Origin of the sequence: Streptomyces litchfieldiae, assembly GCF_031845365.1 — a bacterium.
GTDB classification, from domain to species: domain Bacteria; phylum Actinomycetota; class Actinomycetes; order Streptomycetales; family Streptomycetaceae; genus Streptomyces; species Streptomyces litchfieldiae.
The window spans coordinates 559,895-582,929 of sequence record NZ_JAVREL010000002.1 but is presented as its reverse complement, the minus strand read 5'-3'; the positions used below and the strand labels follow the sequence as shown (position 1 = coordinate 582,929).

Here is a 23,035-nt window from a genome sequence, read left to right as displayed (position 1 = left end):
GGGCCCGTCGTACGGGACGAGAACGGCACAGAACCGCTCGGTTCCGTCCGCGCCGCACACACCCCCGTGCGCCGTACGGGCCCGGGCGGGCCGCACTGGCCGCCCGGCGGACCCCGGGGGCCGGACCGACGGAGGAGCACGAGTGACCGTGGAAAGCACCGCCGCGCGCGGCAAGTCCCGCCGCGCCGCGGCCCAGAAGAGCACCGCGAGGAAACGGCAGCCCCGGCCCGACCAGCCCGCACGCCCCGACATGGTGCAGTTGCTGACCCCCGAGGGCGAGCGGGTCGAACACCCGGACTACGCCCTGGAGACCACCCCCGAACAGTTGCGTGGCCTGTACCGGGACATGGTGCTGACCCGCCGCTTCGACGCCGAGGCCACCGCGCTGCAACGGCAGGGCGAGCTGGGCCTGTGGCCGTCGCTGCTCGGCCAGGAGGCCGCCCAGATCGGGTCCGGGCGCGCGCTCGCCGACACCGACTACGTCTTCCCCACCTACCGCGAGCACGGCGTCGCCTGGTGCCGCGGCGTGGACCCGACGCTGCTGCTCGGCATGTTCCGCGGGGTGAACCACGGCGGCTGGGACCCGAACAGCAACAACTTCCACCTCTACACCATCGTCATCGGCTCCCAGGCGCTGCACGCCACCGGCTACGCGATGGGCGTGGCCAAGGACGGCGCCGACATGGCCGTGCTGGCGTACTTCGGGGACGGCGCCTCCAGCCAGGGCGACGTGGCGGAGGCGTTCACGTTCGCCGCCGTCTACAACGCGCCGGTGGTCTTCTTCTGCCAGAACAACCAGTGGGCCATCTCCGAGCCCACCGAGCGGCAGACCCGCGTTCCGCTGTACCAGCGGGCGGCGGGCTACGGCTTCCCCGGCGTCCGCGTCGACGGCAACGACGTGCTGGCGGTCCTCGCCGTCACCCGCGCCGCCGCGGAGCACGCCCGCACCGGGCAGGGGCCGATCCTGGTCGAGGCGTTCACCTACCGGATGGGCGCGCACACCACCTCGGACGACCCGACCCGTTACCGCCCCAAGGAGGAGCTGGAGGCCTGGGAGGGCAAGGACCCGATCCTGCGGCTGCGCCGCCTGCTGGAGCGGGAGAACGCGGCGGACGAGGCGTTCTTCGGCGAGCTGGAGGAGGAGAGCGACGCGCTGGCCCGGCGCGTCCGGGAGGCCATCCGCACCATGCCGGACCCGGACGGCATGGCCGTCTTCGAGCACTCCTACGCCGATGGCCACGCGCTGGTGGACGAGGAGCGGGCCCAGTACGCCACCTATCTGGCGTCGTTCGCCGACCACGAGGAGAACTGAGATGGCCCACGAGAAGATGGCGATCGCCAAGGCGCTCAACTCCTCGCTGCGCAAGGCCCTGGAGACCGACCCGAAGGTCGTCGTCATGGGCGAGGACGTCGGCAAGCTCGGCGGCGTCTTCCGCGTCACCGACGGGCTCCAGAAGGACTTCGGCGAGGACCGGGTCATCGACACCCCGCTCGCCGAGTCCGGCATCATCGGCACCGCGATCGGGCTGGCGCTGCGGGGTTACCGGCCGGTCGCGGAGATCCAGTTCGACGGCTTCGTCTTCCCCGCCTACGACCAGATCGTCACGCAGCTCGCCAAGATGCACGCCCGGTCGCTTGGCACGGTCAAGCTGCCGGTCGTCATCCGCATCCCGTACGGCGGCGGCATCGGCGCGGTGGAGCACCACAGCGAGTCGCCCGAGGCGCTGTTCGCGCATGTGGCGGGGCTGAAGATCGTCACGCCGTCCGACGCGTCCGACGCGTACTGGATGCTCCAGCAGGCCATCGAGTGCGACGACCCGGTGATCTTCTTCGAGCCGAAGGCGCGGTACTGGGACAAGGGCGAGGTGGACACGGCGGGCATTCCGGGCCCGCTGCACGCCGCGCGGGTCGCGAGGCCCGGCAGTGACCTGACGCTGGCCGCGTACGGCCCCACGGTGAAGACGGCCCTGGCCGCCGCCGCGGCGGCGGAGGACGAGGGGCTCTCGCTGGAGGTCCTGGACCTGCGGTCGGTGTCCCCGGTGGACTTCGACGCGATCCAGCGGTCGGTGGAGAAGACCGGCCGGCTGGTCGTCGTGCACGAGGCGCCGGTGTTCTTCGGGGCCGGCGCGGAGATCGCGGCGCGCGTCACCGAGCGGTGCTTCTACCATCTAGAGGCTCCGGTGCTGCGGGTCGGCGGGTTCCACGCGCCGTATCCGCCGGCGCGGCTCGAGGAGGAGTACCTCCCCGGGCTGGACAGGGTGCTGGACAGCGTCGACCGCGCCTTGGCGTATTGAGGGAGAGGCTGAGGAGAGTCGTGACGATGGCTGCTGAGGCACAGCGCTACCGCGAATTCAGAATGCCGGACGTGGGTGAGGGACTCACCGAGGCCGAGATCCTCAAGTGGCTGGTCCGGCCCGGCGACACGGTGAGCGACGGCCAGGTCGTGGTGGAGGTCGAGACCGCGAAGGCCGCGGTCGAGCTGCCGATCCCGTACGACGGCCAGGTGCGGGAGATCCTCTTCGAGGAGGGCACGACCGTCGACGTCGGCACCCCGATCATCACGGTCGACACCGAGCCGGGCGCGGCCGAGCCGCCCGGTGAGCCCGAGGCGGACGGCGCGGCCCCGAAGGAGCGCCAGCCGGTGCTCGTCGGCTACGGGGTCTCGACACAGGCGACGAAGCGCCGCCCCCGCAAGCCCCCGGCGGGGCAGGAGCCGGCCCGGCCCGCCGGGGCCAAGCCGCCCGCGCCGCCGGCTCCACCCCCGCCGCCCGCGCGGCCGGAGCCGGCGCCCCTGCCGGGTCAGGCCGCCGAGACCCGGCCGCTGGCCAAGCCTCCGGTGCGGAAGCTGGCCAAGGACCTGGGGGTCGATCTGGCCGCCGTCGTGCCGACCGGGCCGGGCGGGATCGTCACGCGCGACGACGTGCACGCCGCCGCCGCGCCCCCGGCGCCGCCCGTGTCGGCGACGGCCCCGGTGCCGGCGGTCGAGCCGCAGTCGCTGGCCGCCATCCGGGAACGGCGCGTGCCGGTCAAGGGCGTGCGGAAGGCGACCGCGCAGGCCATGGTGAGCAGCGCGTTCACCGCGCCGCACGTCACGGAGTTCGTCACGGTCGACGTCACCCGCACCGTCCGGCTGGTGGAGCGGCTGAAGCAGGACCCGGACATGGCCGGCCTGCGCGTCAACCCGCTGCTGCTGGTCATGAAGGCGCTGCTGGTCGCGATCCGCCGCAACCCGGAGGTCAACGCCGCCTGGGACGAGGAGAACCAGGAGATCGTCTACAAGGACTACGTCAACCTCGGCATCGCCGCGGCCACCCCCCGCGGCCTGATCGTGCCGAACATCAAGGACGCGGGCGCCAAGACCCTGCCCGAGCTGGCCAGGGCGCTGGGCGAGCTGGTCACCACGGCCCGGGAGGGCAAGACGTCGCTGGCCGACATGCGCGACGGCACGGTGACGATCACGAACATCGGGGTCTTCGGCATCGACACCGGGACCCCGATCCTCACCCCGGGCGAGTCCGCGATCCTCGCGCTGGGCGCGATCAGGGAACAGGCCTGGGTGCACAAGGGGAAGATCAAGCCCCGGCACGTCACCACGCTGGCGCTCTCGTTCGACCACCGGCTGGTGGACGGCGAGTTGGGCTCCCGTGTACTGGCGGACGTGGCCGCGGTCCTGGAGCACCCGCAGCGGCTCATCACTTGGAGCTGAGGAGTACCTGGAGCTGAGCGCCTATAGCCGAGGGCGAGCGGCGGAGGGCGGCACCCGAGCCGGGTGCCGCCCTCCGTTCCGTTGCCGGGGTCCGCCAGAGATACGGGCTAGAGATACGGCCCGGACCGGGAGCCGCCGCGCGACTCGTCCGGCTCGCCGCCCTCCTCGCCCAGCGCGCCGGGCGGCAGCGCGCGCCGCATCTGCTCCAGTTGCGCGCGGGCCGCCATCTGCTGGGCGAAGAGCGCCGTCTGAATGCCGTGGAAGAGCCCTTCCAGCCAGCCGACGAGCTGGGCCTGCGCGATCCGCAGCTCCGCGTCCGTCGGCACGCTGCCCTCGGTGAACGGCAGCGACAGCCGCCCCAGCTCATCGACCAGCTCCGGCGCCAGGCCCTCCTCCAGCTCCTTGACCGAGCTGGCGTGGATCTCCTTGAGCCGGGCCCGGCTGGCCTCGTCGAGCGGTGCCGCCTTGACCTCCTCCAGGAGCTGCTTGATCATGCTGCCGATTCGCATGACCTTCGCCGGCTGTTCCACCATCTCGGTCACAGGAGTCTCGGGCTGCCCCTCTTCGCCCTCGCCGTTCCCTCGGGGCGCGGCGCCGGAGAGAGCCATGCCGTCCGGGCCGACGACCAGGATCTGCGAGTTCTCTTGCGGTGGTTCGTTCCTCGGCTGAGTCATACCCCCATCATGCAACGGGGATCACCCAGCCCGCCGCGCGAGGTGCATCCGCGAGCGCGTCAGGAGCGCCGCGAGCAGGCAGGCGACCAGCGGCACCACCACGATGAGCTGCGCGAACGTGGCCCACGGCAGTTCGATGAAGAGCTCGGGCCGGGGCCCGGACCCCCACCCCTGGTCGACGCTGTCCTCCCAGGACGCGACCTCCGAACGGTGCTCGGCCAGCCGCAGCCCCATCGCCGGTATCAGGCCGGAGACCGCGCCGAGCAGGACGCCCATCGCGGCGATCAGCCCGCACTGAAGTCCGGAGAGGGTGCGCCGGACCCGGGGCGCCGCGCCCACGGCGGCCAGCGTGGCGAGGTCCGCCTCGGAGTCCGCCTGCGCCAGTCCGGTGGCGATCCCGGCCGCGCCCAGCGTGATGACCATGGCGGCCAGCCCCAGGATCAGCAGGCCCATGGCCGCCTCGCTCTCGTAACCGTCCTCGATGTAGGTGGACGGCGGCGTCCCGAGCTCCTCGGCCAGCATCGCGTCGAACGCCTGTTCCTCGGCGCCGGTCGGCACACGGGTGGTCGAGTAGTAGATCTCGGCCAGCTCGGTGTCCAGCCCCTGCGCCTCGGCGGCGGTGGGCGAGATGATCGGCGGGAAGCCGTAGCCCTTCGCGTCCACGCGGTGCGCGGTGAACGTGGCGACCGCGTCCGGCTCCTCGGCCGGGCTCCCGTCCTCGTTCCAGTTCTCGGGCTGGGTCTCGTAGACCTGAACGGTGATGCGGCCCTCGTCGTCCACGGTGCGGTCGTTGAAGGCGACGGCCTCGCCGCGTTCCAGGGCGCGGGCGGCCTCCTCGGCCTGCGCGGGGTCCACGCCGAGCACGGTCAGCAGCTCGGGGCCGGCGACGGTCAGGGCGCTGCCCTCGATCGCCCACCCCTGGTCGCCCTCCGCGCAGCGCGGGTCGTCGTTCAGCTCGCGCCGCTCCGCGACGGTCAGGGACTCGGCCTCCGGCTGCCACAGCGGGCACAGCCGCTCCGGGGGCACCACTGCCTCCGCGAGGCCGCAGGCGTTCGCGGGGTCGAAGTCGTACGGGTCGCAGCCCTCGGCACCGACCCGGATCCGGTACGCATCGGCGCGGACGTCGACGGGCAGCGAGTCCTCGGCGATCGCGCCGGCCCGGTCGAGCTGGTTCTCCGCAAAGTCCCAGCTACCGATCGACACCGTGCCCTCGGGCAGCATCGGCCGGTAGTCGGCGCGGTGCTCGGCGTCGTCGCTGGCCAGCGCGGTGGCCACCGCGACCGTGCCGGCGACGGCCGCCAGCACGGCGGCCACGGCGGGGGCCGTGCGGCCCCGGTTGCGGGCGGCGTCGCGCAGCGCCAGGCGCCCGGCCAGCGGGAGCCACCGCGCCAGCCTGCCGAACACGCCGACCAGCAGCGGGGTGAGCGCGACGAGGCCCAGCTCGGCCATGATCGAACCGGCCGCGACAACGACCGAGCTGTTCATGGTCAGCCCGCCGACGATGGCCAGCGCGGCGCCCAGCACCAGGGCGCAGACGCCGATGACGGGGAGCACGCGCCCACTGCGGCGCACGCCCCGGCGGCCGGTGAGCGAGTCCAGAACGCTGCTGCGGGCGGCGCTGAACGCGGGCACCAGCGCCGCGCACAGCCCGACCAGCACGGCGAGCACGGCGATGCCGACCAGCTCCAGCACGCGGAAGTCCCAGGGGCCGAACCGGCTGCCGCTCTGGTTCTCGATGAGCGGATGCGCGAGCAGCGTCAGCACGAGGCCGCCGACCACGCCGATCACGGCCGCGACCGCGCCCAGCACAACGCCGCTGGCCAGCATGATGGCCCGCAGATGCCGGCGGTCGCCGCCGTTGGACCCGACGAGTCCGAGCTGACGGCGGGAGCGGCGCGCGCCGACGGCGAACGCCGGGCCGGCCAGCAGGCAGATCTCCAGGATGATCAGCGAGACGGCGGTGACGGCGCCGGCGACGACCATGGGGTCGGCCTCGGAGGAGTAGTCGCCCATGGACATGCCGTCCTGGTACAGCGGGACCTCGGAGTCCGGCGGCGGGTCGAGGATCACCGCGCGGGAGTCGACGCTCAGGCCCCGTTCGTTCGCCGCCATGACCATGTCCCAGGTCACCGGACCGTCCGGCACGCCCACCAGCGCGCTGACGCGGGTGTCCAGCCAGCCGTCGCCGCCGGAGGCGGACTCGGGCAGCGGCAGCACGGCGCCGGGCAGCGCGACGATCTGCTGGTTGTTGAGCTCGCCGGGCAGCTCGTAGGCGCCGGTGATGCGATAGGTCCGGTCGTCGTCCTTCACGCGCAGTTCGGAGCCGACGTACAGCCCGCTCTCGTCGAGGAACGCCTGGGTCGCCGCGACCTCGTCCGGCCCCTCGGGAAAGTGGCCGCGCAGCAGCGTGAGCATGCCCTCGGTGAGCGGGCTGGCCGCGTCCAGCTCGCGGATTTCGGTGGTCAGCAGCCCGGTCCGGCTGTGCACGACACCGTGGGTGGACCGGTCGGTGAGGATCTCGGTGCCGGCGGGCAGCATGCCGCCCAGTTCGGCGGCGACCTCCTCGGCCGTCCGGTCCGGGGTCTCCTCCCAGGACGACTCGTCCAGGTAGTGCAGCTCGTTGCCGGTGGGCGACTGCTGGACCGGGGAGCCATTGGTCTCCACTTGGTAGCGCGCGTCGGCCCGGCCGAAGTCGCGGGTCAGCTCCTCGGACCGGGACAGGTCACCGCTGCGGAGGGCCAGATCGGCGGCGGTCACCCCCAGGATGGGCAGCGCGATCATGGCCACCACGAGCGCGCTGCGTCCCTTGGCACGCAACGCGTCCCGCCGGGCGATGCGCAGGGCCACCCGCCAGGTGGCCAGCCGTCCGCTCACTGTTGTTCCCCCTCGTTCTCCCCCAGGCTCCGCCCGGGGGGACCCCCATCTCCGGCCGCGCGGCACCGCGAGCGCACCGTCGTCATCCGCGGCTGGGCAGCCGCACCTCCGTCGCTCACCGGGCGCCCTCGCCCGCCAGCAGCGATTCCGCCGTGTGCGACACGGACTCGTCCACGATCGTGCCGTCGCGCAGGAACACCACCCGGTCCGCCCAGGCCGCGTACCGCGGCTCATGGGTGACCAGCACAACCGCTGCCCCCTCGTCGCAGCGCTTGCGCAGCAGGGCGAGCACGCCCTCGCCGGTCTCGGAGTCCAGGGCGCCGGTCGGCTCGTCGGCCAGCACCAGGCGGCGGTCGCCGACCAGCGCGCGGGCTATGGCCACGCGCTGCTGCTGCCCGCCGGACATCTCGTCCGGGAAACGGTCGGACACCTCCGGCAGGCCGATCTCGGCGAGCGCGGCCTGCGCCTCGCGGCGGGCGACCCGCGCGGAGACGCCGTCCAGTTCGCGCGGCAGCGCGATGTTCTCCGCCGCGGTCAGGGCGGGGATCAGGTTGTAGTCCTGGAAGACGTAGCCGATGCTGGTGCGCCGCACCTTGGCCAACTGGGCGCGGCTCAGGGAGCCCAGGTCGTGGTCCTCCACGAGGACCTTGCCCTCGGTGGCGGTGTCCAGCCCGCCGGCCAGCGTCAGCAGGGTGGACTTGCCGGACCCGGACGGGCCCATGATGGCGATGAACTCCCCGGCGAAGACGGACAGATCGACGCCGGTCAGCGCGTGCACGGCGGCCACGCCGGTGCCGTGCACGCGCGTCAGCCCGCGCAGTTCCAGCACGGGCTTGGTGGTGGTGGTCATGATGAGGCCCCCCCTCGGGCCGATGTGGATTCGGCGGGTGCCGAGGGCGTCCGCGGACGCGCCGCCTGCGGCTGCGGGCGGCCGGCCGCGAGCCGGGTGAGCCGGGATTCGCAGTGGTCCAGCCAGCGGCTCTCCGCCTCGGCGTAGAAGATGAGCTGCTCCAGCACGAGCAGCCAGGCGACGTCGTCGCGGGAGTCGGCGCCGTTGGCCAGGGCCCGGGCCTTCAGGCGGGTGTAGTCCTGCATCGCCTTCAGGGTGTGGCGGCGCTGGCCCTGGATGATCTCCCGGATGTCCACGCCCGGCGACCCCACGGCCATCGCCAGCTTGATCGCCAGCTCGTCCCGGGAGGGATGCGTGCGGTCGACGGGCCGGGCGTACCAGTCGGTGAGCTCCTGCCGGCCGGCGTCGGTGATGGCGTAGAGCTGCTGCTTGGCGTCCCCGCCGCCCTCCGGAACGATCAGGCCGTCCCGTTCGAGACGGCCGAGGGTCGTGTAGACCTGCCCGATGTTGAGCGGCCAGGTGGCGCCGGTGCGCGTTTCGAACTCGGCCCGGAGCTGCGACCCATACCGGGGCCCGCTCTCCAGGAGGGCGAGTAGCCCGAAGCGGATTGACATACCGCGTATGTATACCCAGTAAGTCCCGAGCTCGCAACTGTTCGACCCACGGTGGGCGCCCCACAAGGGGCGCGGGGCCGTGACATGGAGCGGCTCCGCCGCGTGGGCGCGATCAACCACGGACGGCCCGCAGCTTGTTCACGCCAGGGGGGTGGGCACCCCGCAAGGGGCGCGGGGCCGCGCCCAGGGGCGGCCCCGCCGCGTGGGCGGCCTAGACGCGACGCAGGCGCAGGCCCAAGATGCCTAGCCCCGTCCCCAGCGAGGCCAGCCCGGCCCCCAGGGGCAGCACCGGCAGGACCTCACCGCCGGGGCGGGCCGCGAAGGTCGTCGGCTCCTTGGCCGGGCGGGGGGCATCCCGCTCGGCGGACTCCGGCCGGACGGCCGGAACGCCGTCGGAGATCGAGGCCCAGCTGGCGGTGGGCCGTTCGGCTCCTCCCCCGCGTTCTCCCCCGGACTCGGTCCGGGGGTGCCCCCCGTGCCCCGGCGCGAGATGCGCCACCCGGTCCCGGTTCGACGGCGGATCGCCGGCGACGGCCGACGGGACGAACAGGGCTATGACGGCCGCCGTGGCCATCGCGATTCCCACCCACAACCTCACAGGTCCCGACCCTTCACGCACACTCGGATGATGTATCCAGCGTCACATAGAGGGACGAATCCGGCATCTCGGGCGGGATGGAGGCGCCAAACAGGGGCCTAGGTAAGCAGCACGATCTTTCCCGTGTGGTCGCTCGCCTCCATCACCCGGTGGGCCTCCGCCGCCTCCCTCATCGGCAGGTGCCGGTCCACCACCGGGCGCAGCCGGCCGTCGGCCAGCATCGGCCAGACGTGCTCCCGCACCGCCGCCACGATCGCGGCCTTCTCGGCCGGTGGCCGGGCGCGCAGTGAAGTCGCCATCACCGAGGCCCGTTTGGCGAGCAGCTTGCGCAGGTCCAGCTCCGCCCGGGCGCCGCCCTGGAGCCCGATGACGACCAGCCGCCCGCCCTGCGCCAGGGCCCGCACGTTCCGTGCGAGGTACCGCGCGCCGACGATGTCGAGGATGACGTCGGCGGAGCCCGCCAGCTCCTCGGCGAAATCCTGCTCGCGGTAGTTGATCAGCACGTCGGCGCCCAGCTCCCGGCAGCGCGCCAGCTTCTCCGCGCTGCCCGCGGTCACCGCCACCCGCGCGCCCAGCGCCTTGCCGATCTGCACCGCCATGGTGCCGATGCCGCTGCCGCCGCCGTGCACGAGCAGCGTCTCGCCGGACCGCAGCCCGGCGCTCATGACGATGTTGGACCACACCGTGCAGGCCACCTCGGGCAGCGCGGCGGCGGTCAGCGGGTCGAGCCCCGCCGGCACCGGCAGCACCTGGCCGACCGGGACGGCGACGCGCTCGGCGTAACCTCCGCCGGCCAGCAGCGCGCACACCTCGTCCCCGACCCGCCAGTCGCCGGCGCCGTCCCCCACCGCCGCCACGCGCCCCGCGCACTCCAGCCCCGGATACGGCGACGCGCCGGGCGGCGGGTCGTACAACCCCTGCCGCTGGAGCACATCGGCGCGATTGACCCCGGCGGCGGCCACATCGATGAGGATCTCCCCGGGGCCGGCCACCGGATCGGCCACCTCGGCCCACACCAGCGCCTCGGGCCCGCCCGGCTCGGCAATCGTGATCGCATGCATGCCCCGACGCTATGCCAGGGCAGGCGACGGCTCACAGGTAGATCTGCCGCGCACACCCCCGGCAGAACGTTTTTCCTTCCCGCTTCTCCAACTCCCGGTGCTCGCACACCCGGTGCGCGGGCAGGTCCTTGCGGCGCTGCTCCTCGCGGGCCATGCAGACCAGTTCGGCGATGCACTGGCCGCAGGCGTACAGCTCGCCCTCCACCGACGGCGTGCGCACCGGGCCGATCCACAGCACGCTGACGTTCTCCCGGCGGCAGTAGAGCCAGCAGCGGCCGGTCACCCACTGGTTGCCGTCGGGCGCGCGCTGCGGCAGCGGCCAGCCGCTCACTCCGGAGAACGCGATGCCGCGCAGGGCCACGTTCAGCCTGACGCTCATGCCGCGCACCCCGGTCCGGCCGCCGCCCCGGTGTGAAGTCTCGTACTGGAAATCGGATTTAGTTTTGTCATGAGATGGCTCCCCGCCATGTGACCGCTCCATCGCTCATGGGTATTCACCATGCGTACTCCCATCATCACCCTCCGGCGCCCCGGAAACACCCGGCGCGATGTTTCCCACCGGCTCGGAAAGTCAGGAAGACAAACAGGTGAACGAGTTCAGCGGCGGCGAACCCATCGACGGCTACGCGTATTTCGGGCTTGAGGTCAAGGAAGCACGACTGCATGCCAAGCTGACGCAGAAGGGGTTGGCCGACGAGACGCACTACCAGCCGCCCTACATCAGCAAGGTGGAGAACGGACTTCTCCTCGGCAGCGCCCAGTTCGCGGCGGCCTGCGATCGCGTGTTCAACACCTCGGGCTTTTTCGCGCGCATGCGCGAACGAATCAACAGGCGTGAACATCCGTCCTGGTTCGAGCCGTATGTCAAGTGGGAGGCGCAGGCCGAGAGCATTCTGGACTACAGCGCGAATCTCGTCACCGGAATTCTCCAGACGGAGGACTACGCCTACGCCATCTACCGCCACGCACACCCGACTTCGTCGGAGCAGTGGGTGAAGCGGAAGGTGGAGGCGCGGCTACGGCGGCGCGAGGCGCTGGACCGTCCCAACCCACCACTCTTGTGGGTGATTTTGGACGAGTCGTGTCTGCACCGCCGAATCGGTGGAACGCAAGTCATGCGGGAGCAGTTGGGGCATCTGCTGGGAGAGGCGGAATCTCCGCAGATCACCCTTCAAGTCCTGCCGTTCTCCACCGGGGCCGCTCCGGCGGCGGAAAGTTTCATCCTTCTCACCTTCGCGGAAGACCCTCCCCTGCTCTATGAGGAATCCTGGAGCGGCGGCCATGTGATTGACTCGTCCGCGCAAGTGGCGGCGGCATCGGCGGCTTACGACCGGCTGCGGGCCGACGCCATGTCGCCTGACGATTCGCGGGCGCTCATCAAAAAGGTGATGTTGGAGGAGTACTCCCGATGAAGAGCACGATCGACCTCTCCGGCGCGGAATGGGTCAAGTCCAGCCACAGCAGCGGCAACGGCGGCGCCTGTGTCGAATACGCGCGGAACATCGCCGTCACGTCCGGGGTGGTCCCGGTTCGTGACTCCAAGGACCTGACCGGACCGGTGCTCGCCTTCTCCACCGGCGGCTGGACCGGCTTCGTTTCCGCCCTGCGCGACGGGGACCTGGTCGCCCACTAGACCCCCCGCCCGTACCTGCCGGGGCCCCCGGTCGCCCGATGACGTGCGACCGGGGGCCCCGCGCGTGCGAAAAGCCCAGGAAAGGCTCAGGAGGAGAAGAACAGGCCCGACAGACCGCCCTTGCGGCGGTGCGGGTAGTGGTGACCCCCGTGGTGGCCGCCGTGGTGGCCGTGCCCCTGCTGCGGGGCGCCCCAGGCCGGGCCACCGGACGGGTAGGGCTGCGCGGGGGGCGGCGGCGGAGCCGCCTGCGGGGCCCACTGGGCCTCGAGCTGGGTGATGTGCTCAAGCTCGCCGTAGTCGAGGAAGATCCCCCGGCAGCCGCTGCACTGCTCTATCTGGACCCCGCTTCTGGTGAACGTGTGCATGGCCGCACCGCACTTGGGACACTGCATCTCGGCTCCATGGTCGATTCGCTGGTGGCCATATCACCCTACGGCAGGGCGGCGATGCGGAGGCAGGAGATGAGAAGAGCCTCATCTTCCTCGCTCGGCGCGCGGCCCGTCGCGGCGGCGCGCACGAGCGCGAGCGCGGCGGACTGCGCGGTCAACACCCGGGCGGGAACGTCGAGTTCGGGCCAGGGATCATGGCCCGTGAGGCCGGCCGCCGCCTGGTAGGCGCCCAGCAGGCGCCGCCAGTCCTCCGGAGCCAGCAGCCCCGCCGCGTACCAGGCGGCGGGCCGGGCCAGATCCCAGGCCGGGTCGCCCACGCCCAGGTCGTCCACGTCGATGAGGTGCCAGGAGCCGCCGGCCGCCGGGTGCCGGACGAGCTGGCCCAGGTGGAAGTCGCCATGGCACAGCGCCGTGCGCCGGGGCGCGCGGGGGGCGGCGGCCAGGATGCGTTCCACGGCGCTTCGCGCGGCGGCGTGCGCCGGGTCGGTCGCCGTGGCGCGCAGCCGGGCCAGGGCGCGCGCCGCGCGGGCCGGGCCGCCCCCGTCCGGCAGGGCGATGCCCAGCGCGGCGGGCGGCACCGCGTGCAGCCGGGCCAGCAGCGTGCCGGCCGCCTCCCAGGGCACCGCGTCGGGATCGACGGGGGCGCCGTACGGCCAGAGGGTGGCGGGCCGCCCGTCGTGCAGCCGGGTCACGCCGCCGGGCGGCAGCGGCGGCAGCAGGATGCCCGCCAGCGCGGGGTGCGCGGCGGTCCGGACCCGGTGGGCGAGCGCCGCCGCGTCGGTGTCCTCGGCGTGCGCCTTGGCGACGGCGTCGCCGACGCGGATCACGGTCCCGTCGGCGCGGTCGGCGAGGACGACCAGGTCGCCGGCACTCCCGGCCAGCCGGCGCAGCTCCCCCGCGAAGGTGCTCATCGTTCTAACGGCGCGGAATGCGCCAGGAGCCGGGACCCCGTTCGCGGTCGCGTTTGCTCGCGAGGGCCTTGGACTCGGCGGGGTGGACCCGGTGGATGACCACCAGGCGGTCGGTCAGCTCCAGCGTGGCGGCGTCCGGGTCGTCGAACGGCAGCAGCCGGTGGCCGCGTATGACGGAGACGACCAGGTCCTCGCAGTCCCGGGGCGAACGGCCCGCCTCCGCCTTGGTGACCGGCCGCTCGCGCAGGCTCAGGCCCTCGCCGTGCTGGATCAAATCCTCCATCACCGCGCCCGAGCTGGGGCTGATCATCGACAGGCCGAGCAGCCGGCCGACCGCGCTGGCGCTGGTGATCACGGAGTCGGCGCCGGACTGCCGCAGCAGCGGCACGTTCTCCTCCTCCCGGACCGAGGCCACGATCCGCACGGACTTGCTCAACTGCCGGACGGTGAGCGCCACCAGCACCGCGGTGTCGTCGCGCTGCGTGGAGATGACGACCTGCTTGGCGCGGTCCGCGCGGGCCCGCACCAGCACGCTGGACCGGGTGGCGTCGCCGACCACGCCCGCGTAGCCGTCCGCGTTGGCCTGCTCGACCACCGCGGCGCTGGGGTCCACGACGACGATCTGGTCCTGGCCGAGCCCGGTGGTCATCAGCGTTTCCGCCGCGGACCGGCCCTTGGTGCCGAAGCCGACGATGACGGTGTGGTCGCGCAAGGTTCTCCTCCAGTGGGCCAGCCGCCACTGATCGCGGGTGCGCTCGGTCAGCACTTCCAGTGTCGTGCCGACCAGGATGATGAGGAACAGGACGCGGAGCGGGGTGATCAGGAACGTCGTGATCAGCCGCGCCCCGTCCGAGGCCGGGACGACGTCGCCGTACCCGGTGGTGGAGAGCGACACCGTCACGTAGTACAGGACATCGGAAAAGTCGACGGTGCCGTCGTGGTTGTCGTGGTAGCCGCCGCGGTCGGCGTAGACGAGGATCACGGCCAGCGCGAGCACGGCCGTGGCCATGACCAGCCGCCGGATGACCTGGATCAACGGGCCGGCGACGTAGCGCGGGAGCTGAACGCCGTGCGACTGGTCGTCGAGGTCGGAGCGCTTGGGGGAGGTGGCGGGAAATCTCATGCGTCGGGAAGGTCGAGGAGGCGGACGGGCGCCCCGGCCTCCGCGCCGCCGGGCGGGATGACCGCGAGCGCGGACGCGGCGGCGATGCCACGCAGCATGGCCGGGCCGGCGTAGCTCAGCGGGCGGACCAGGCCGGGCTCCGGGGCCGCGACCGGGACCAGCCTGGTGTCCCGGGGGTGGCCGCGCACCGCGTCGGTCAGGGCGGCCTCCGCCTCGGCCGGGGCGGGCCGGTCGCCCAGCGCGCGCAGCAGCGGCTGGGCCAGGGTCAACAGCCCGGAAACGGCGGCCAGTGGGTTGCCCGGGAGGCCCACCAAGGGCCTGCCGTCCGGGAGTTCGGCCAGGAGCATGGGGTGGCCGGGGCGGACGGCGACGCCGCTGATCAGCAGGCGCGCGCCCAACCGGTCGAGCACGGCGCGCAGATGGTCCATGGGCCCGGCGGCGGTGGACCCGGTGGTGACGAGCAGGTCGGCGCGGGTGGTGCTCATGGCCTCGTACAGCGCCTCGGCGTCGTCGCCGAGCCGGCGGGTGACCATGACCTGGGCGCCGAGCGCGGTCAGCCAGGGGCCGGTCATGGGGCCGAGCGCGTCGCGGATGCGGCCGTCGTGGGGCAGGCCGCGGAACAGCAGCTCGTCGCCGAGGATCAGCACCTCGGCGCGCGGCCGGGGGCGGACGGGGAGCTGGTCGTAGCCCGCGGCGGCGGCCAGGCCGAGCGTGACGGGGGTCAGCGGGGTGCGCGCGGGCAGCAACTCGGTGCCGGTGCGGCACTCCTGGCCGCGGGGCCGGATGTCGGCGCCGGGCTGCGGGTTGGGCCCGGTGAGGCGGCGGCCGGCGGACGTGCCGCGTTCGGCGCGCAGCACGGCGGTGGCGCCCTCGGGGACGCGGGCGCCGGTGGCGATGGGCACCGCCTCGCCGTCGGTCAGCGGGCGGGCGGCGGGGCGGCCGGCCAGCGCGCCGGGGCCGTCGTCGGCCAGCCGCCAGGGGCCGGGGCCGGCCACGGCCCAGCCGTCCATGGCGGAGGTGTCGAACGCCGGCAGGTCGGTGAGGGCGGTCAGCGGCGCGGCGAGGGTGTGGCCGAGGGCCAGGTCCAGCGGCAGCCGGCGCGGGGCGAGCGGCCGGACGGCGCGGTGCGCGGTGGCGCGGGCGGTGTCCCAGTCGGGGGCGATGTGCGCGGCCTGCACGGGCGGCGCGGGGCGGGGGGCGGGGGCCGCCGGTGCGGGGTCGCGGGGGGCGGTGGGCTGGGGGCCGTTGGCCAGGGCGAGCGCGTCGTCGAACTCGTCGATCATGCCGGCTCGTCCCGTTGCTCCGCCGGTTGTTCCTCCTGCCGCCAGGCCTCCGCGAGGGCGGAGATCCTGCGGGCGGCCTCGGCGGGGGACATGTCGTGCAGGGCCGCCGCGTATCCGATGAGGAACGTGGTCAGCGGGGCCGCCGGGCGGGCCACCGCGTGCGCGGCGTCGCGGGCGGCGTCGAGCAGCACGCCGGTGTCCACGTCGGGGTCGACGCCCAGTTCGGTCTTGACCGCGGCAATCCATTCATCCAACACCCCCCCATGGTCCCTGATCCGGGCACGGGCCGCGGCGATGTCCGCCCAGGTGTCGCAGTCCAGGCCGCGGGGGGCGGGCAGCCGGTGCAGGGTCAGGTCACCGAGCAGCAGTTTCAGGGGGAGTCCGGCGAGGGTGCCGTACTCGGCGGTGAGCAGGGCGAGTTCACGGCGCAGCGGCTCGGCCCGGTAGACGGCGGTGAGCGGCTGGTCGCGGCCCTCGTCGTCGTGCAGGAGCGCGCCGTCGGCGCCGGGCGGCACGGCCAGCAGGCGGTGCAGCGCGCCGGGTGTGAGGAACGGCAGGTCGGCGGCGAGCACCGCGACCAGGGGGCGGGAGGTGTGCCGCATGCCCGCGTCGAGGGCGGCCAGCGGGCCGCCGCCGGGCGGGTCCTCGGCGGTCCAGGAAACGGGCCGGGCGGTGGGCCGGCGCGGGCCGACGACCACGGTGGTGGCGGCGTCGGGACACGCGGCGAGCACCCGGTCGAGCAGGGTGCGGGCGCCGACGCGCACGGCGGGCTTGTCGGCCCCGCCGAGGCGCCGGGCGGCGCCGCCGGCCAGGACGACGGCGTCGAAGTCTGCCATGCGGGAACGGTACCCGCCCGGAGGCACCGGCACAGGCCGTCCCGGTAGGGGTGCTAAAGATCGCGGAGCAGGAGGAGTGGCTGTTCGACACGGTCGACGACGTCGCGCAGGTAGCCGCCGGCGGTGCCGCCGTCGCAGACACGGTGGTCGAAGGTGAGCGAGAGCTGGACGACGTGCCGCAGCGCGAGCCGGCCGTCGTGGGCCCAGGGCTTCTCGGTGACGCGGCCGACGCCGAGCATGGCGCCGCCGGGCGGCTGGAGCAGCGGGGTGGAGCCGTCCACGCCGAAGACCCCGTAGTTGTTGAGGGTGAACGTGGCGCCGGTGAGGTCGGCGGGCGGCAGGGCGGCGGCGCGGGCCCGCTCGGTGAGCCGGGTCAGCTCCTCGGCGAGCCGGTGGCCGGGCAGCGACCCGGCGTCGCGCAGCACGGGAACGAGCGTGCCGCGGTCGGTCTGGGTGGCGAGCCCGAGGTGCACGGCGCGGTGCCGGACGATCTCCCGGGCGTCGGCGTCCAGCGAGGCGTTGAGCCCGGGGTGTTGGGTGAGCGCGGCGAGGCAGACGCGGGCGAGGAGGGCCAGCAGGGGCAGCCCGGTGGCGCGGCGGGCGGCCAGGAGTTCGGTGGCGTCGGCGTCCACCCAGCAGGTGGCGGCGGGGATCTCGGCGTGGGCGCGGGTCACGTTGTCGGCCATGGCGGCCGGGACGCCCGTGAGCGGAACGCGGTCGGCGGCGGCGGCCCGTTCGACGTCCGCGCGGCTCACCAGCCCGCCGGGGCCGGTGCCGGTGATCCGGCGGGGGTCGACGCCGCGTTCCCGGGCCAGCCGCCGCACGAGCGGGGAGGCCACGGGGACCGGCTCGTCGGGGGAGGGGCCGGTCCCCGGCGCCGCGCGCGAGGGGGCGACCGTGTCCTCGCGGGTGGGGGAAAGCGCCGGGGGCCGGGGTTCGGGGGACGGGCCGTAGCCCACCAGAACGGGCGTGGCGGTGTTCGCGTCCGCCTCGGTGGCGATGTGGATCAACGGGCCGCCGACGGGGATCTCCTCGCCGGGGGCGCCGAACCGGGCGGCGACGGTGCCCGCCCACGGGCAGGGCACCTCGACCTGCGCCTTGGCGGTCTCCACCTCCACGACGGGCTGGTCCACGGCCACGGAGTCGCCGACCTTGACCAGCCAGCGGACGATCTCCGCCCCGGTCAGTCCCTCGCCGAGGTCGGGCAGCCTGAATTCGCGCGCGGTCGTCATACGAGGTCCCACTGGAGCCGGGAGACCGCGGCCAGGACGCGGTCCGCGTCGGGCAGATGGTGCTGTTCGAGCAGCGGCGGCGGATAGGGGATGTCGAAGCCGGTCACGCGCAGCACGGGGGCGCGCAGGTAGTGGAAGCAGCGCTCGGTGACGCGGGCGGCGATCTCGGCGCCGGGCCCGGCGAAGCCGGCCGCCTCGTGGACGACGACGGCGCGCCCGGTGCGGCGCACCTCCGAGCAGACCGTCGCGTCGTCGAACGGGACCAGACCGCGCAGGTCGACGACGCCCAGGTCGTAGCCGGCCGAACGGGCGGCGTCGGCCGCGGCGAGGCAGACCGGCACGGCGGGGCCATAGGTGATGAGGGTGGCGTCGGCGCCCGGCCTGACGACCACCGCCCGCCCCAACGGCGGTACTTCGGCGGCCGGTTCGCCCTTGCTCCAGTACAGGCGCTTGGGTTCGAGGAAGACGACCGGGTCGTCGGAGGCGATGGCCTGCCGCAGCAGGCCGTAGGCGTCGGCGACGGTGGCCGGGGCGACCACGTGCAGCCCGGGGGTGGCCATGTAGTACGTCTCGGAGGAGTCGCTGTGGTGCTCGACGCCGCCGATGCCGCCGCCGTAGGGGATGCGGACGGTGAGCGGCATGGGCAGGGTGCCGCGGGTGCGGTTGCGCATGCGCGCGACGTGGGAGACAAGTTGCTCGAACGCGGGGTAGGCGAACGCGTCGAACTGCATCTCGACGACCGGCCGCAGTCCGTACATCGCCATGCCGGTGGCGGTGCCCAGGATGCCGGCCTCGGCCAGCGGGGTGTCGGTGCAGCGCTCCTCGCCGAACTCGGCGGCCAGCCCGTCGGTGACGCGGAAGACGCCGCCGAGCGCGCCGATGTCCTCGCCGAGCAGGTGGACGGCGGGGTCCTCGGTGAGCGCGTCGCGCAGCGCGCGGTTGAGGGCCTGGGCCATGGTGATCACGGCGCCTCCCCGAACTGCCTGGCCTGCTCGGCGAGTTGCGGGGTGGGGGTGGCGTAGACATGGGCGAACAGGTCGGCGGGGCGCAGCGCGGGGTCGGCGCCCAGGGCCTCGCGCAGCTCGGCGGCGGTGCGTTCGGCCTCGGCGCGGGCGTCGGCGGCGCCCTCGTCGGTGAGCAGGCCGGCCCGGCGCAGCTCCCGTTCCAGCAGGTCCAGCGGGTCGCGGGCGCGCCAGGCGGCGACCTCGTCCTCGGCGCGGTAACGGGTCGCGTCGTCGGCGTTGGTGTGCGCGTCGAGGCGGTAGGTGACGGCCTCCACCAGGGTGGGGCCCTCGCCGGCCCGGGCCCGCGCCAGCGCCCGGGTCAGCACGTCGTGGACGGCGGGCGCGTCCTGGCCGTCCACGAGCCGCCCGGGCATGCCGTAGCCGATGGCCTTGTGGGCGAGGGTGGGGGCGGCGGTCTGCTTGGCGAGTGGTACGGAGATGGCGTAGCCGTTGTTCTGCACCAGGAAGACGACGGGGGCGCGCCAGACGGCGGCGAAGTTCAGCGCCTCGTGGAAGTCGCCCTCGGAGGTCCCGCCGTCGCCGACGAGGCCGAGGACGGCGACGTCGTCGCCGCGCAGCCGGGCGGCGTGGGCGAGGCCGACGGCGTGCGGGAGCTGGGTGGCCAGCGGGGTGCACAGCGGGGCGACGCGGTGGGCGCGCGGGTCGTAGCCGGTGTGCCAGTCGCCGCGCAGCAGGCCGAGGGCGGCGGCCGGTGGCAGGCCGCGGACGACGGCGGCGAGGGTGTCGCGGTAGCTGGGGAAGAGCCAGTCGCGCGGGCCGAGCGCGAGGCCGGCGGCGACCTGGCACGCCTCCTGGCCGGTGGAGGACGGGTAGACGGCGAGCCGGCCCTGCCGGGTGAGCGCGGTGGCCTGGGCGTTGTAGCGGCGCCCGCGCACCAGTTCGCGGTGGAGCCGGGGCCAGAGCACCGGATCGGGGGGCACCGAGCCCAGCAGCCGGTGCGGCTCGGGCTCCGGCAGCAGGGCGACGGCGGGGTCGACCGACAACTGCGACACGGTCACGGCGGGCACCTCCTCGCGGGCGAGCGGGCTCCCTACCGATTGTTCGGTTGATGGCGCAGCTTGGCTACGGGTCGCGCGAGCCTGTGGACAGGTGGTCTGATTTGCCGTGATATGGGGGCAGGATGTCCAGGGAGGGGAGGTTGTCGCCCATGCCGGAGGACCAGTTGACTTCGCGCCCGGCGCAGCCCGTTCGGCCGCTCGATCCGATAGACGCCGCGATTCTGCGGCTGCTGCGCGCGGACGGCCGCGCGTCGATCCGTTCGGTGGCCGAACAGGTGCACATATCCCGGGCCAACGCCTACGCCCGGATCAACCGGCTGATCGAGGAGGGCGTGATCCGCGGCTTCACCGCCCGGGTGGACCACGAGCGGGCCGGCCAGGGGGCGTCGGCGTACATCACGCTGAAGATCGTGCAGGACAGTTGGCGCACGGTGCGCGCCAAGCTGGAGGCGCTGCCGGGGGCGGCCCATATCGCCCTGGTCAGCGGGGACTTCGACGTTCTGCTGCTGGTCCACACCGCCGACAACCGGGCGCTGCGGGAGCTGGTGCTGACCCGGATCCAGGGGATGCCGGAGGTCCTGAGCACCCGCACCCTGCTGGTCTTCGAGGAACGGGATCTGCCGCCGGACCGATGAGTTTCCGCGCCCGGTCCGGTCGGCACTGGCGTACCGGGGGATTCGGGACAACGCGCACGGAAGCGCGCGGAACGGGAGACGGATCATGAGGCTGACGCTGACGGAGTTCCTGTCGCTGGACGGGGTCGTGCAGGGCCCCGGCGCGCCGGACGAGGACACCAGTGGCGGGTTCGCGCACGGCGGCTGGGTGTTCCCCTACGCGGACGACGACTTCGGCCGCCTGGTGGCGGGCTGGTTCGAGCGGGCGGACGCGTTCCTGCTGGGCCGCCGGACGTATGACATCTTCGCGGGGTACTGGCCGCGCGTCACCGACCCGGAGGACCCGATCGCCGGCCCGCTCAACTCGCTGCCGAAGTACGTGGCCTCCCGGACGCTCGACAAGCCGGACTGGGCGAACACGACGGTGCTGGGCGAGGACGTGCCGGCGGCCGTCGCCGAGCTGAAGCGGCGGCCGGGGCGGGAGCTCCAGATCCACGGCAGCGGGACGCTGGCGCAGTCCCTGCTGGGGCACGGCCTCATCGACGAGCTGCGGCTGCTGATCCACCCCGTGGTGCTGGGCGGCGGCAAAAAGCTGTTCCCGGAGGGCGGCACGGACGTGGCGCTGCGGCTGACGGACACCGCGACGACCGCCTCGGGCGTCGTTGTGCATGTGTACGAGCCGGCGGGCAAGCCGGGGCACGGCTCGTTCACGGAGCCCGGCTGACCGGGCAGCGCCCCTCGCCCAGCGCCCGGGCGTCCTCGTCGAGGTAGAAGTTGGGGCGCAGGTCGGCCTCGTCGTAGTACCGGTGGTAGACCGGGGTCAGCCCGCCGGAGACGGGCGGCACGATCCAGCTCCAGTCGGCGGGGACGATCCGCCCCTGCTCTTTTTCCCGGGCCAGATGCGTGAGGAAGCGGCGGGACTCGGTGTGGTGGTCGCTGATCTTGACGCCCGCCGCCTGGAACGAGTGCAGCACCGCGACGTTGAGCTCGACCAGCGCGCGGTCCCGCCACAGCGTCGTCTCGCTGCTGGTGTCCAGGCCCAGCAGCTCGGCGATCAGCGGCAGCAGGTGGTAGCGGCCGGGGTCCACGAGGTTGCGGGCGCCGATCTCGGTGCCCATGTACCAGCCGTTGAACGGGGCCAGCGGGTAGTCGATGCCGCCGATGGTGAGCCGCATCTGGGAGATGGCGGGCACGGCGTGCCAGCGCAGGCCGAGCGCGGCGAAGCGCGGCTCGTTCGGGTGGCTGAGCGGCACTTCGAGCACGAGGTCGCGCGGCACGTCGTAGAGCTGCGGCTTGTCGCCGTGCGTCTGGATGACCAGCGGCAGGACGTCGAACCACCCGCCCGGCGCCTGCCAGCCCAGGCGGCGCACCGCGTCGGTGAACCCGAGCTGGCCCTGGTCGCCGATCGGGGTGCCGTCCAGGGCGCGGTAGCCGGCGTAGCGGATGAGCTGGCTGTTCCACACCCGGGGCGCGTCGCGGTACGGGGTGGCCGGGGCGAAGACGGAGATCACCGGGCGGATGCGGCCGGAGTTGGTGGCCAGCCGCAGATGGTCGCAGAGGTGGCCGTGGATCTCGTCGGCGGTGACGGCCGTGCGCCGGTCCAGGACGCGCAGGCTCTTCCAGTACAGCCGGCCTATGCAGCGGCTGGAGTTGCGCCAGGCCACCCGGGCGCCGAACTCCAGCTCGGCGGTGGTGTGCCGGTAGGTGCCGGTGTGCTCCAGGTGCTCCCGGATCTGCCGCAGCCGGGTCGTCAACGGGACGGGCTGGTCGGGCTGTTCGGCGTGGAACTGCCGGATGAACGCCTCCGCCTCACCCCAGTCGGGCGGCCGCCAGCGAGTCGTCGGGCGGGTACCGGGGGTGGATCGGTGGGGGTTCATGGGCATCCCGGGGTCTACGTGCTCGCTTGCGTCTCGTGCGTTTCTCGCGCTGCTGAGTCACCCCCACTGCGGGTCAGGGTAGTTGATGACGGCACCGGCCCCGGGGCCGCCGGGGACCGGCCCGGGACGCGCAGCCCGTCGAATGCGGTGGAAAGCACGGCTTCGACCACCTCGGCCGAGACCCGGGGGCCGCCGGGCTGTGGCCGATACCACTCCACCAGCGAGTTGATCATGCCGAACAGCAGCCGGGTCGCCAGCCGGGGATCCACGCCCGGCCGCAGATCGCCCTCGGCGACCGCGTCGCCCACCAGCGCGGCCACCCGGTGGTCGAACTCCCGGCGGCGGCGCAGCGCCCAGCGTTCCGTGTCGGTGTTGCCGCGCACGCGCAGCAGCAGGGTCACATAGGGCAGCCGCTCCATCAGCACCTCGGCGGTGCGCCGCACGACGTGCTCCAGCCGCGCGACGGCCGGGCCGCTGACCGCGGCGGGCTCTGCCAGCACCGCCGACAGGCCGTCCAGCGCGTGGCTGACGGCGCGCCGCAACAGGTCCTCCTTGCCGGGCACATGGTGGTAGATGGAGGACTTGGAGATGCCCGCGGCCCGGGCCAGGTGCTCCATCGACGTGCCGTCGTAGCCGCGTTCGTTGAACACCTCGACCGCCACCGCCAGCAGGCTCTCCGGCGTGTAGGCGTCCCGTTTGCCTGCCATGGTCCCCGTTCCGTGCGTGTCTGCGGCGGT

At 73.7% G+C, this 23,035-nt stretch carries 23 protein-coding genes and 1 pseudogene; 7 read left to right on the top strand and 17 right to left on the bottom strand.

Going from position 1 to position 23,035, the window contains the following annotated elements; all coding sequences use genetic code 11:
* Nucleotides 1–142: 142 nt before the first annotated feature.
* From pdhA to RM590_RS06340, 3 genes are read left to right on the top strand one after another with little or no spacing between them, the layout of a single operon-like run.
* Complete coding sequence (pdhA, locus tag RM590_RS06350) at nt 143–1,312, top strand: pyruvate dehydrogenase (acetyl-transferring) E1 component subunit alpha (RefSeq protein WP_311703371.1); 1,170 nt, start codon at nt 143–145, stop codon at nt 1,310–1,312.
* A gap of 1 nt (nt 1,313) precedes the next feature.
* Nucleotides 1,314–2,294 (top strand): alpha-ketoacid dehydrogenase subunit beta, encoded by a 981-nt coding sequence (locus tag RM590_RS06345; RefSeq protein WP_311703370.1) that lies wholly within the window; start codon nt 1,314–1,316, stop codon nt 2,292–2,294.
* 26 nt (nt 2,295–2,320) lie between these two features.
* A complete protein-coding gene (locus tag RM590_RS06340; RefSeq protein ID WP_311703369.1) occupies nt 2,321–3,706 on the top strand; it encodes a dihydrolipoamide acetyltransferase family protein in 1,386 nt (461 codons plus the stop codon).
* 107 nt (nt 3,707–3,813) lie between these two features.
* Here RM590_RS06340 and RM590_RS06335 read toward each other — a convergent pair whose 3' ends face one another.
* From RM590_RS06335 to RM590_RS06305, 7 genes are all read right to left on the bottom strand, one after another.
* Nucleotides 3,814–4,380 carry a bacterial proteasome activator family protein gene (locus RM590_RS06335; RefSeq protein ID WP_311703368.1) on the bottom strand — a complete coding sequence of 189 codons (567 nt, stop codon included), beginning with the start codon at nt 4,378–4,380 and terminating at the stop codon, nt 3,814–3,816.
* Nucleotides 4,381–4,401: 21 nt separating this feature from the next.
* Nucleotides 4,402–7,254: an ABC transporter permease gene (locus RM590_RS06330; RefSeq protein ID WP_311703367.1), complete on the bottom strand. Its 2,853-nt coding sequence runs from the start codon at nt 7,252–7,254 to the stop codon at nt 4,402–4,404.
* Nucleotides 7,255–7,369: 115 nt separating this feature from the next.
* Complete coding sequence (locus RM590_RS06325; RefSeq protein ID WP_311703366.1) at nt 7,370–8,104, bottom strand: ABC transporter ATP-binding protein; 735 nt, start codon at nt 8,102–8,104, stop codon at nt 7,370–7,372.
* Nucleotides 8,101–8,718 carry a PadR family transcriptional regulator gene (locus tag RM590_RS06320; protein WP_311703365.1) on the bottom strand — a complete coding sequence of 206 codons (618 nt, stop codon included), beginning with the start codon at nt 8,716–8,718 and terminating at the stop codon, nt 8,101–8,103. The genes RM590_RS06325 and RM590_RS06320 overlap by 4 nt, the downstream gene beginning before the upstream one ends.
* Nucleotides 8,719–8,929: 211 nt before the next feature.
* Nucleotides 8,930–9,304, bottom strand: coding sequence for a hypothetical protein (locus tag RM590_RS06315; protein WP_311703364.1), 375 nt, complete (start codon nt 9,302–9,304; stop codon nt 8,930–8,932).
* 110 nt (nt 9,305–9,414) lie between these two features.
* Entirely contained in the window at nt 9,415–10,377 is a 963-nt protein-coding gene (locus RM590_RS06310) for an NAD(P)H-quinone oxidoreductase (protein WP_311703363.1), read from the bottom strand.
* Between the two features lie 31 nt (nt 10,378–10,408).
* Nucleotides 10,409–10,756, bottom strand: coding sequence for a hypothetical protein (locus tag RM590_RS06305; RefSeq protein WP_311703362.1), 348 nt, complete (start codon nt 10,754–10,756; stop codon nt 10,409–10,411).
* A gap of 208 nt (nt 10,757–10,964) precedes the next feature.
* Between RM590_RS06305 and RM590_RS06300 the strand changes: the two genes are divergently transcribed.
* Together RM590_RS06300 and RM590_RS06295 are read left to right on the top strand one after the other, a co-directional pair.
* A complete protein-coding gene (locus RM590_RS06300; RefSeq protein ID WP_311703361.1) occupies nt 10,965–11,789 on the top strand; it encodes a helix-turn-helix domain-containing protein in 825 nt (274 codons plus the stop codon).
* Complete coding sequence (locus RM590_RS06295; protein ID WP_311703360.1) at nt 11,786–12,010, top strand: DUF397 domain-containing protein; 225 nt, start codon at nt 11,786–11,788, stop codon at nt 12,008–12,010. The genes RM590_RS06300 and RM590_RS06295 overlap by 4 nt, the downstream gene beginning before the upstream one ends.
* Before the next feature lie 86 nt (nt 12,011–12,096).
* Here the strand turns inward: RM590_RS06295 and RM590_RS06290 are convergent, their stop codons facing one another.
* From RM590_RS06290 to RM590_RS06255, 8 genes are read right to left on the bottom strand one after another with little or no spacing between them, the layout of a single operon-like run.
* Nucleotides 12,097–12,402, bottom strand: coding sequence for a TFIIB-type zinc ribbon-containing protein (locus RM590_RS06290; protein ID WP_311703359.1), 306 nt, complete (start codon nt 12,400–12,402; stop codon nt 12,097–12,099).
* 38 nt (nt 12,403–12,440) lie between these two features.
* On the bottom strand, nt 12,441–13,310 hold the full coding sequence (locus tag RM590_RS06285) for a phosphotransferase family protein (RefSeq protein WP_311703358.1): 870 nt from the start codon (nt 13,308–13,310) through the stop codon (nt 12,441–12,443).
* A gap of 4 nt (nt 13,311–13,314) precedes the next feature.
* A complete protein-coding gene (locus RM590_RS06280) occupies nt 13,315–14,433 on the bottom strand; it encodes a potassium channel family protein (RefSeq protein WP_311703357.1) in 1,119 nt (372 codons plus the stop codon).
* A complete protein-coding gene (locus tag RM590_RS06275; RefSeq protein WP_311703356.1) occupies nt 14,430–15,716 on the bottom strand; it encodes a molybdopterin molybdotransferase MoeA in 1,287 nt (428 codons plus the stop codon). Before RM590_RS06275 ends, RM590_RS06280 begins: the two co-directional genes overlap by 4 nt.
* Complete coding sequence (locus RM590_RS06270; protein ID WP_311703355.1) at nt 15,713–16,552, bottom strand: NTP transferase domain-containing protein; 840 nt, start codon at nt 16,550–16,552, stop codon at nt 15,713–15,715. The genes RM590_RS06275 and RM590_RS06270 overlap by 4 nt, the downstream gene beginning before the upstream one ends.
* Before the next feature lie 53 nt (nt 16,553–16,605).
* Entirely contained in the window at nt 16,606–17,784 is a 1,179-nt protein-coding gene (locus tag RM590_RS06265; RefSeq protein ID WP_311703354.1) for a dihydrolipoamide acetyltransferase family protein, read from the bottom strand.
* Complete coding sequence (locus tag RM590_RS06260) at nt 17,781–18,740, bottom strand: alpha-ketoacid dehydrogenase subunit beta (RefSeq protein ID WP_311703419.1); 960 nt, start codon at nt 18,738–18,740, stop codon at nt 17,781–17,783. The genes RM590_RS06265 and RM590_RS06260 overlap by 4 nt, the downstream gene beginning before the upstream one ends.
* Nucleotides 18,741–18,745: 5 nt before the next feature.
* Nucleotides 18,746–19,816 (bottom strand): thiamine pyrophosphate-dependent dehydrogenase E1 component subunit alpha, encoded by a 1,071-nt coding sequence (locus tag RM590_RS06255; protein WP_394813796.1) that lies wholly within the window; start codon nt 19,814–19,816, stop codon nt 18,746–18,748.
* Between the two features lie 140 nt (nt 19,817–19,956).
* Here RM590_RS06255 and RM590_RS06250 point away from each other — a divergent pair, with 140 nt between their 5' ends.
* Both RM590_RS06250 and RM590_RS06245 read left to right on the top strand, forming a co-directional pair.
* Nucleotides 19,957–20,442 (top strand): Lrp/AsnC family transcriptional regulator, encoded by a 486-nt coding sequence (locus RM590_RS06250; protein ID WP_311703418.1) that lies wholly within the window; start codon nt 19,957–19,959, stop codon nt 20,440–20,442.
* An 85-nt stretch (nt 20,443–20,527) separates the two neighbouring features.
* The gene (locus RM590_RS06245) at nt 20,528–21,145 is read left to right on the top strand and encodes a dihydrofolate reductase family protein (protein WP_311703352.1); all 618 of its coding nucleotides are present in this window, start codon (nt 20,528–20,530) and stop codon (nt 21,143–21,145) included.
* Here the strand turns inward: RM590_RS06245 and RM590_RS06240 are convergent.
* Both RM590_RS06240 and RM590_RS06235 read right to left on the bottom strand, forming a co-directional pair.
* Nucleotides 21,129–22,298 (bottom strand): nitric oxide synthase oxygenase, encoded by a 1,170-nt coding sequence (locus RM590_RS06240; protein WP_311703351.1) that lies wholly within the window; start codon nt 22,296–22,298, stop codon nt 21,129–21,131. The two genes, RM590_RS06245 and RM590_RS06240, sit on opposite strands and share 17 nt — an antisense overlap.
* 125 nt (nt 22,299–22,423) lie before the next feature.
* Nucleotides 22,424–23,005: pseudogene (locus RM590_RS06235) on the bottom strand (TetR/AcrR family transcriptional regulator); the annotation flags it as partial.
* Nucleotides 23,006–23,035 lie beyond the last annotated feature (30 nt).

Coding starts and splice junctions, on each gene's coding strand:
- RM590_RS06295 (WP_311703360.1), top strand. CDS start 11,786: ATGAAGAGCACGATCGACCTCTCCGGCGCGGAATGGGTCAAGTCCAGC.
- RM590_RS06275 (WP_311703356.1), bottom strand. CDS start 15,716: ATGATCGACGAGTTCGACGACGCGCTCGCCCTGGCCAACGGCCCCCAG.
- RM590_RS06250 (WP_311703418.1), top strand. CDS start 19,957: ATGCCGGAGGACCAGTTGACTTCGCGCCCGGCGCAGCCCGTTCGGCCG.
- RM590_RS06310 (WP_311703363.1), bottom strand. CDS start 10,377: ATGCATGCGATCACGATTGCCGAGCCGGGCGGGCCCGAGGCGCTGGTG.
- RM590_RS06240 (WP_311703351.1), bottom strand. CDS start 22,298: ATGAACCCCCACCGATCCACCCCCGGTACCCGCCCGACGACTCGCTGG.
- RM590_RS06285 (WP_311703358.1), bottom strand. CDS start 13,310: ATGAGCACCTTCGCGGGGGAGCTGCGCCGGCTGGCCGGGAGTGCCGGC.
- RM590_RS06340 (WP_311703369.1), top strand. CDS start 2,321: ATGGCTGCTGAGGCACAGCGCTACCGCGAATTCAGAATGCCGGACGTG.
- RM590_RS06290 (WP_311703359.1), bottom strand. CDS start 12,402: ATGCAGTGTCCCAAGTGCGGTGCGGCCATGCACACGTTCACCAGAAGC.
- RM590_RS06270 (WP_311703355.1), bottom strand. CDS start 16,552: ATGGCAGACTTCGACGCCGTCGTCCTGGCCGGCGGCGCCGCCCGGCGC.
- RM590_RS06345 (WP_311703370.1), top strand. CDS start 1,314: ATGGCCCACGAGAAGATGGCGATCGCCAAGGCGCTCAACTCCTCGCTG.
- RM590_RS06265 (WP_311703354.1), bottom strand. CDS start 17,784: ATGACGACCGCGCGCGAATTCAGGCTGCCCGACCTCGGCGAGGGACTG.
- RM590_RS06280 (WP_311703357.1), bottom strand. CDS start 14,433: ATGAGATTTCCCGCCACCTCCCCCAAGCGCTCCGACCTCGACGACCAG.
- RM590_RS06335 (WP_311703368.1), bottom strand. CDS start 4,380: ATGACTCAGCCGAGGAACGAACCACCGCAAGAGAACTCGCAGATCCTG.
- RM590_RS06305 (WP_311703362.1), bottom strand. CDS start 10,756: ATGAGCGTCAGGCTGAACGTGGCCCTGCGCGGCATCGCGTTCTCCGGA.
- RM590_RS06325 (WP_311703366.1), bottom strand. CDS start 8,104: ATGACCACCACCACCAAGCCCGTGCTGGAACTGCGCGGGCTGACGCGC.
- RM590_RS06320 (WP_311703365.1), bottom strand. CDS start 8,718: ATGTCAATCCGCTTCGGGCTACTCGCCCTCCTGGAGAGCGGGCCCCGG.
- RM590_RS06245 (WP_311703352.1), top strand. CDS start 20,528: ATGAGGCTGACGCTGACGGAGTTCCTGTCGCTGGACGGGGTCGTGCAG.
- RM590_RS06260 (WP_311703419.1), bottom strand. CDS start 18,740: ATGGCCCAGGCCCTCAACCGCGCGCTGCGCGACGCGCTCACCGAGGAC.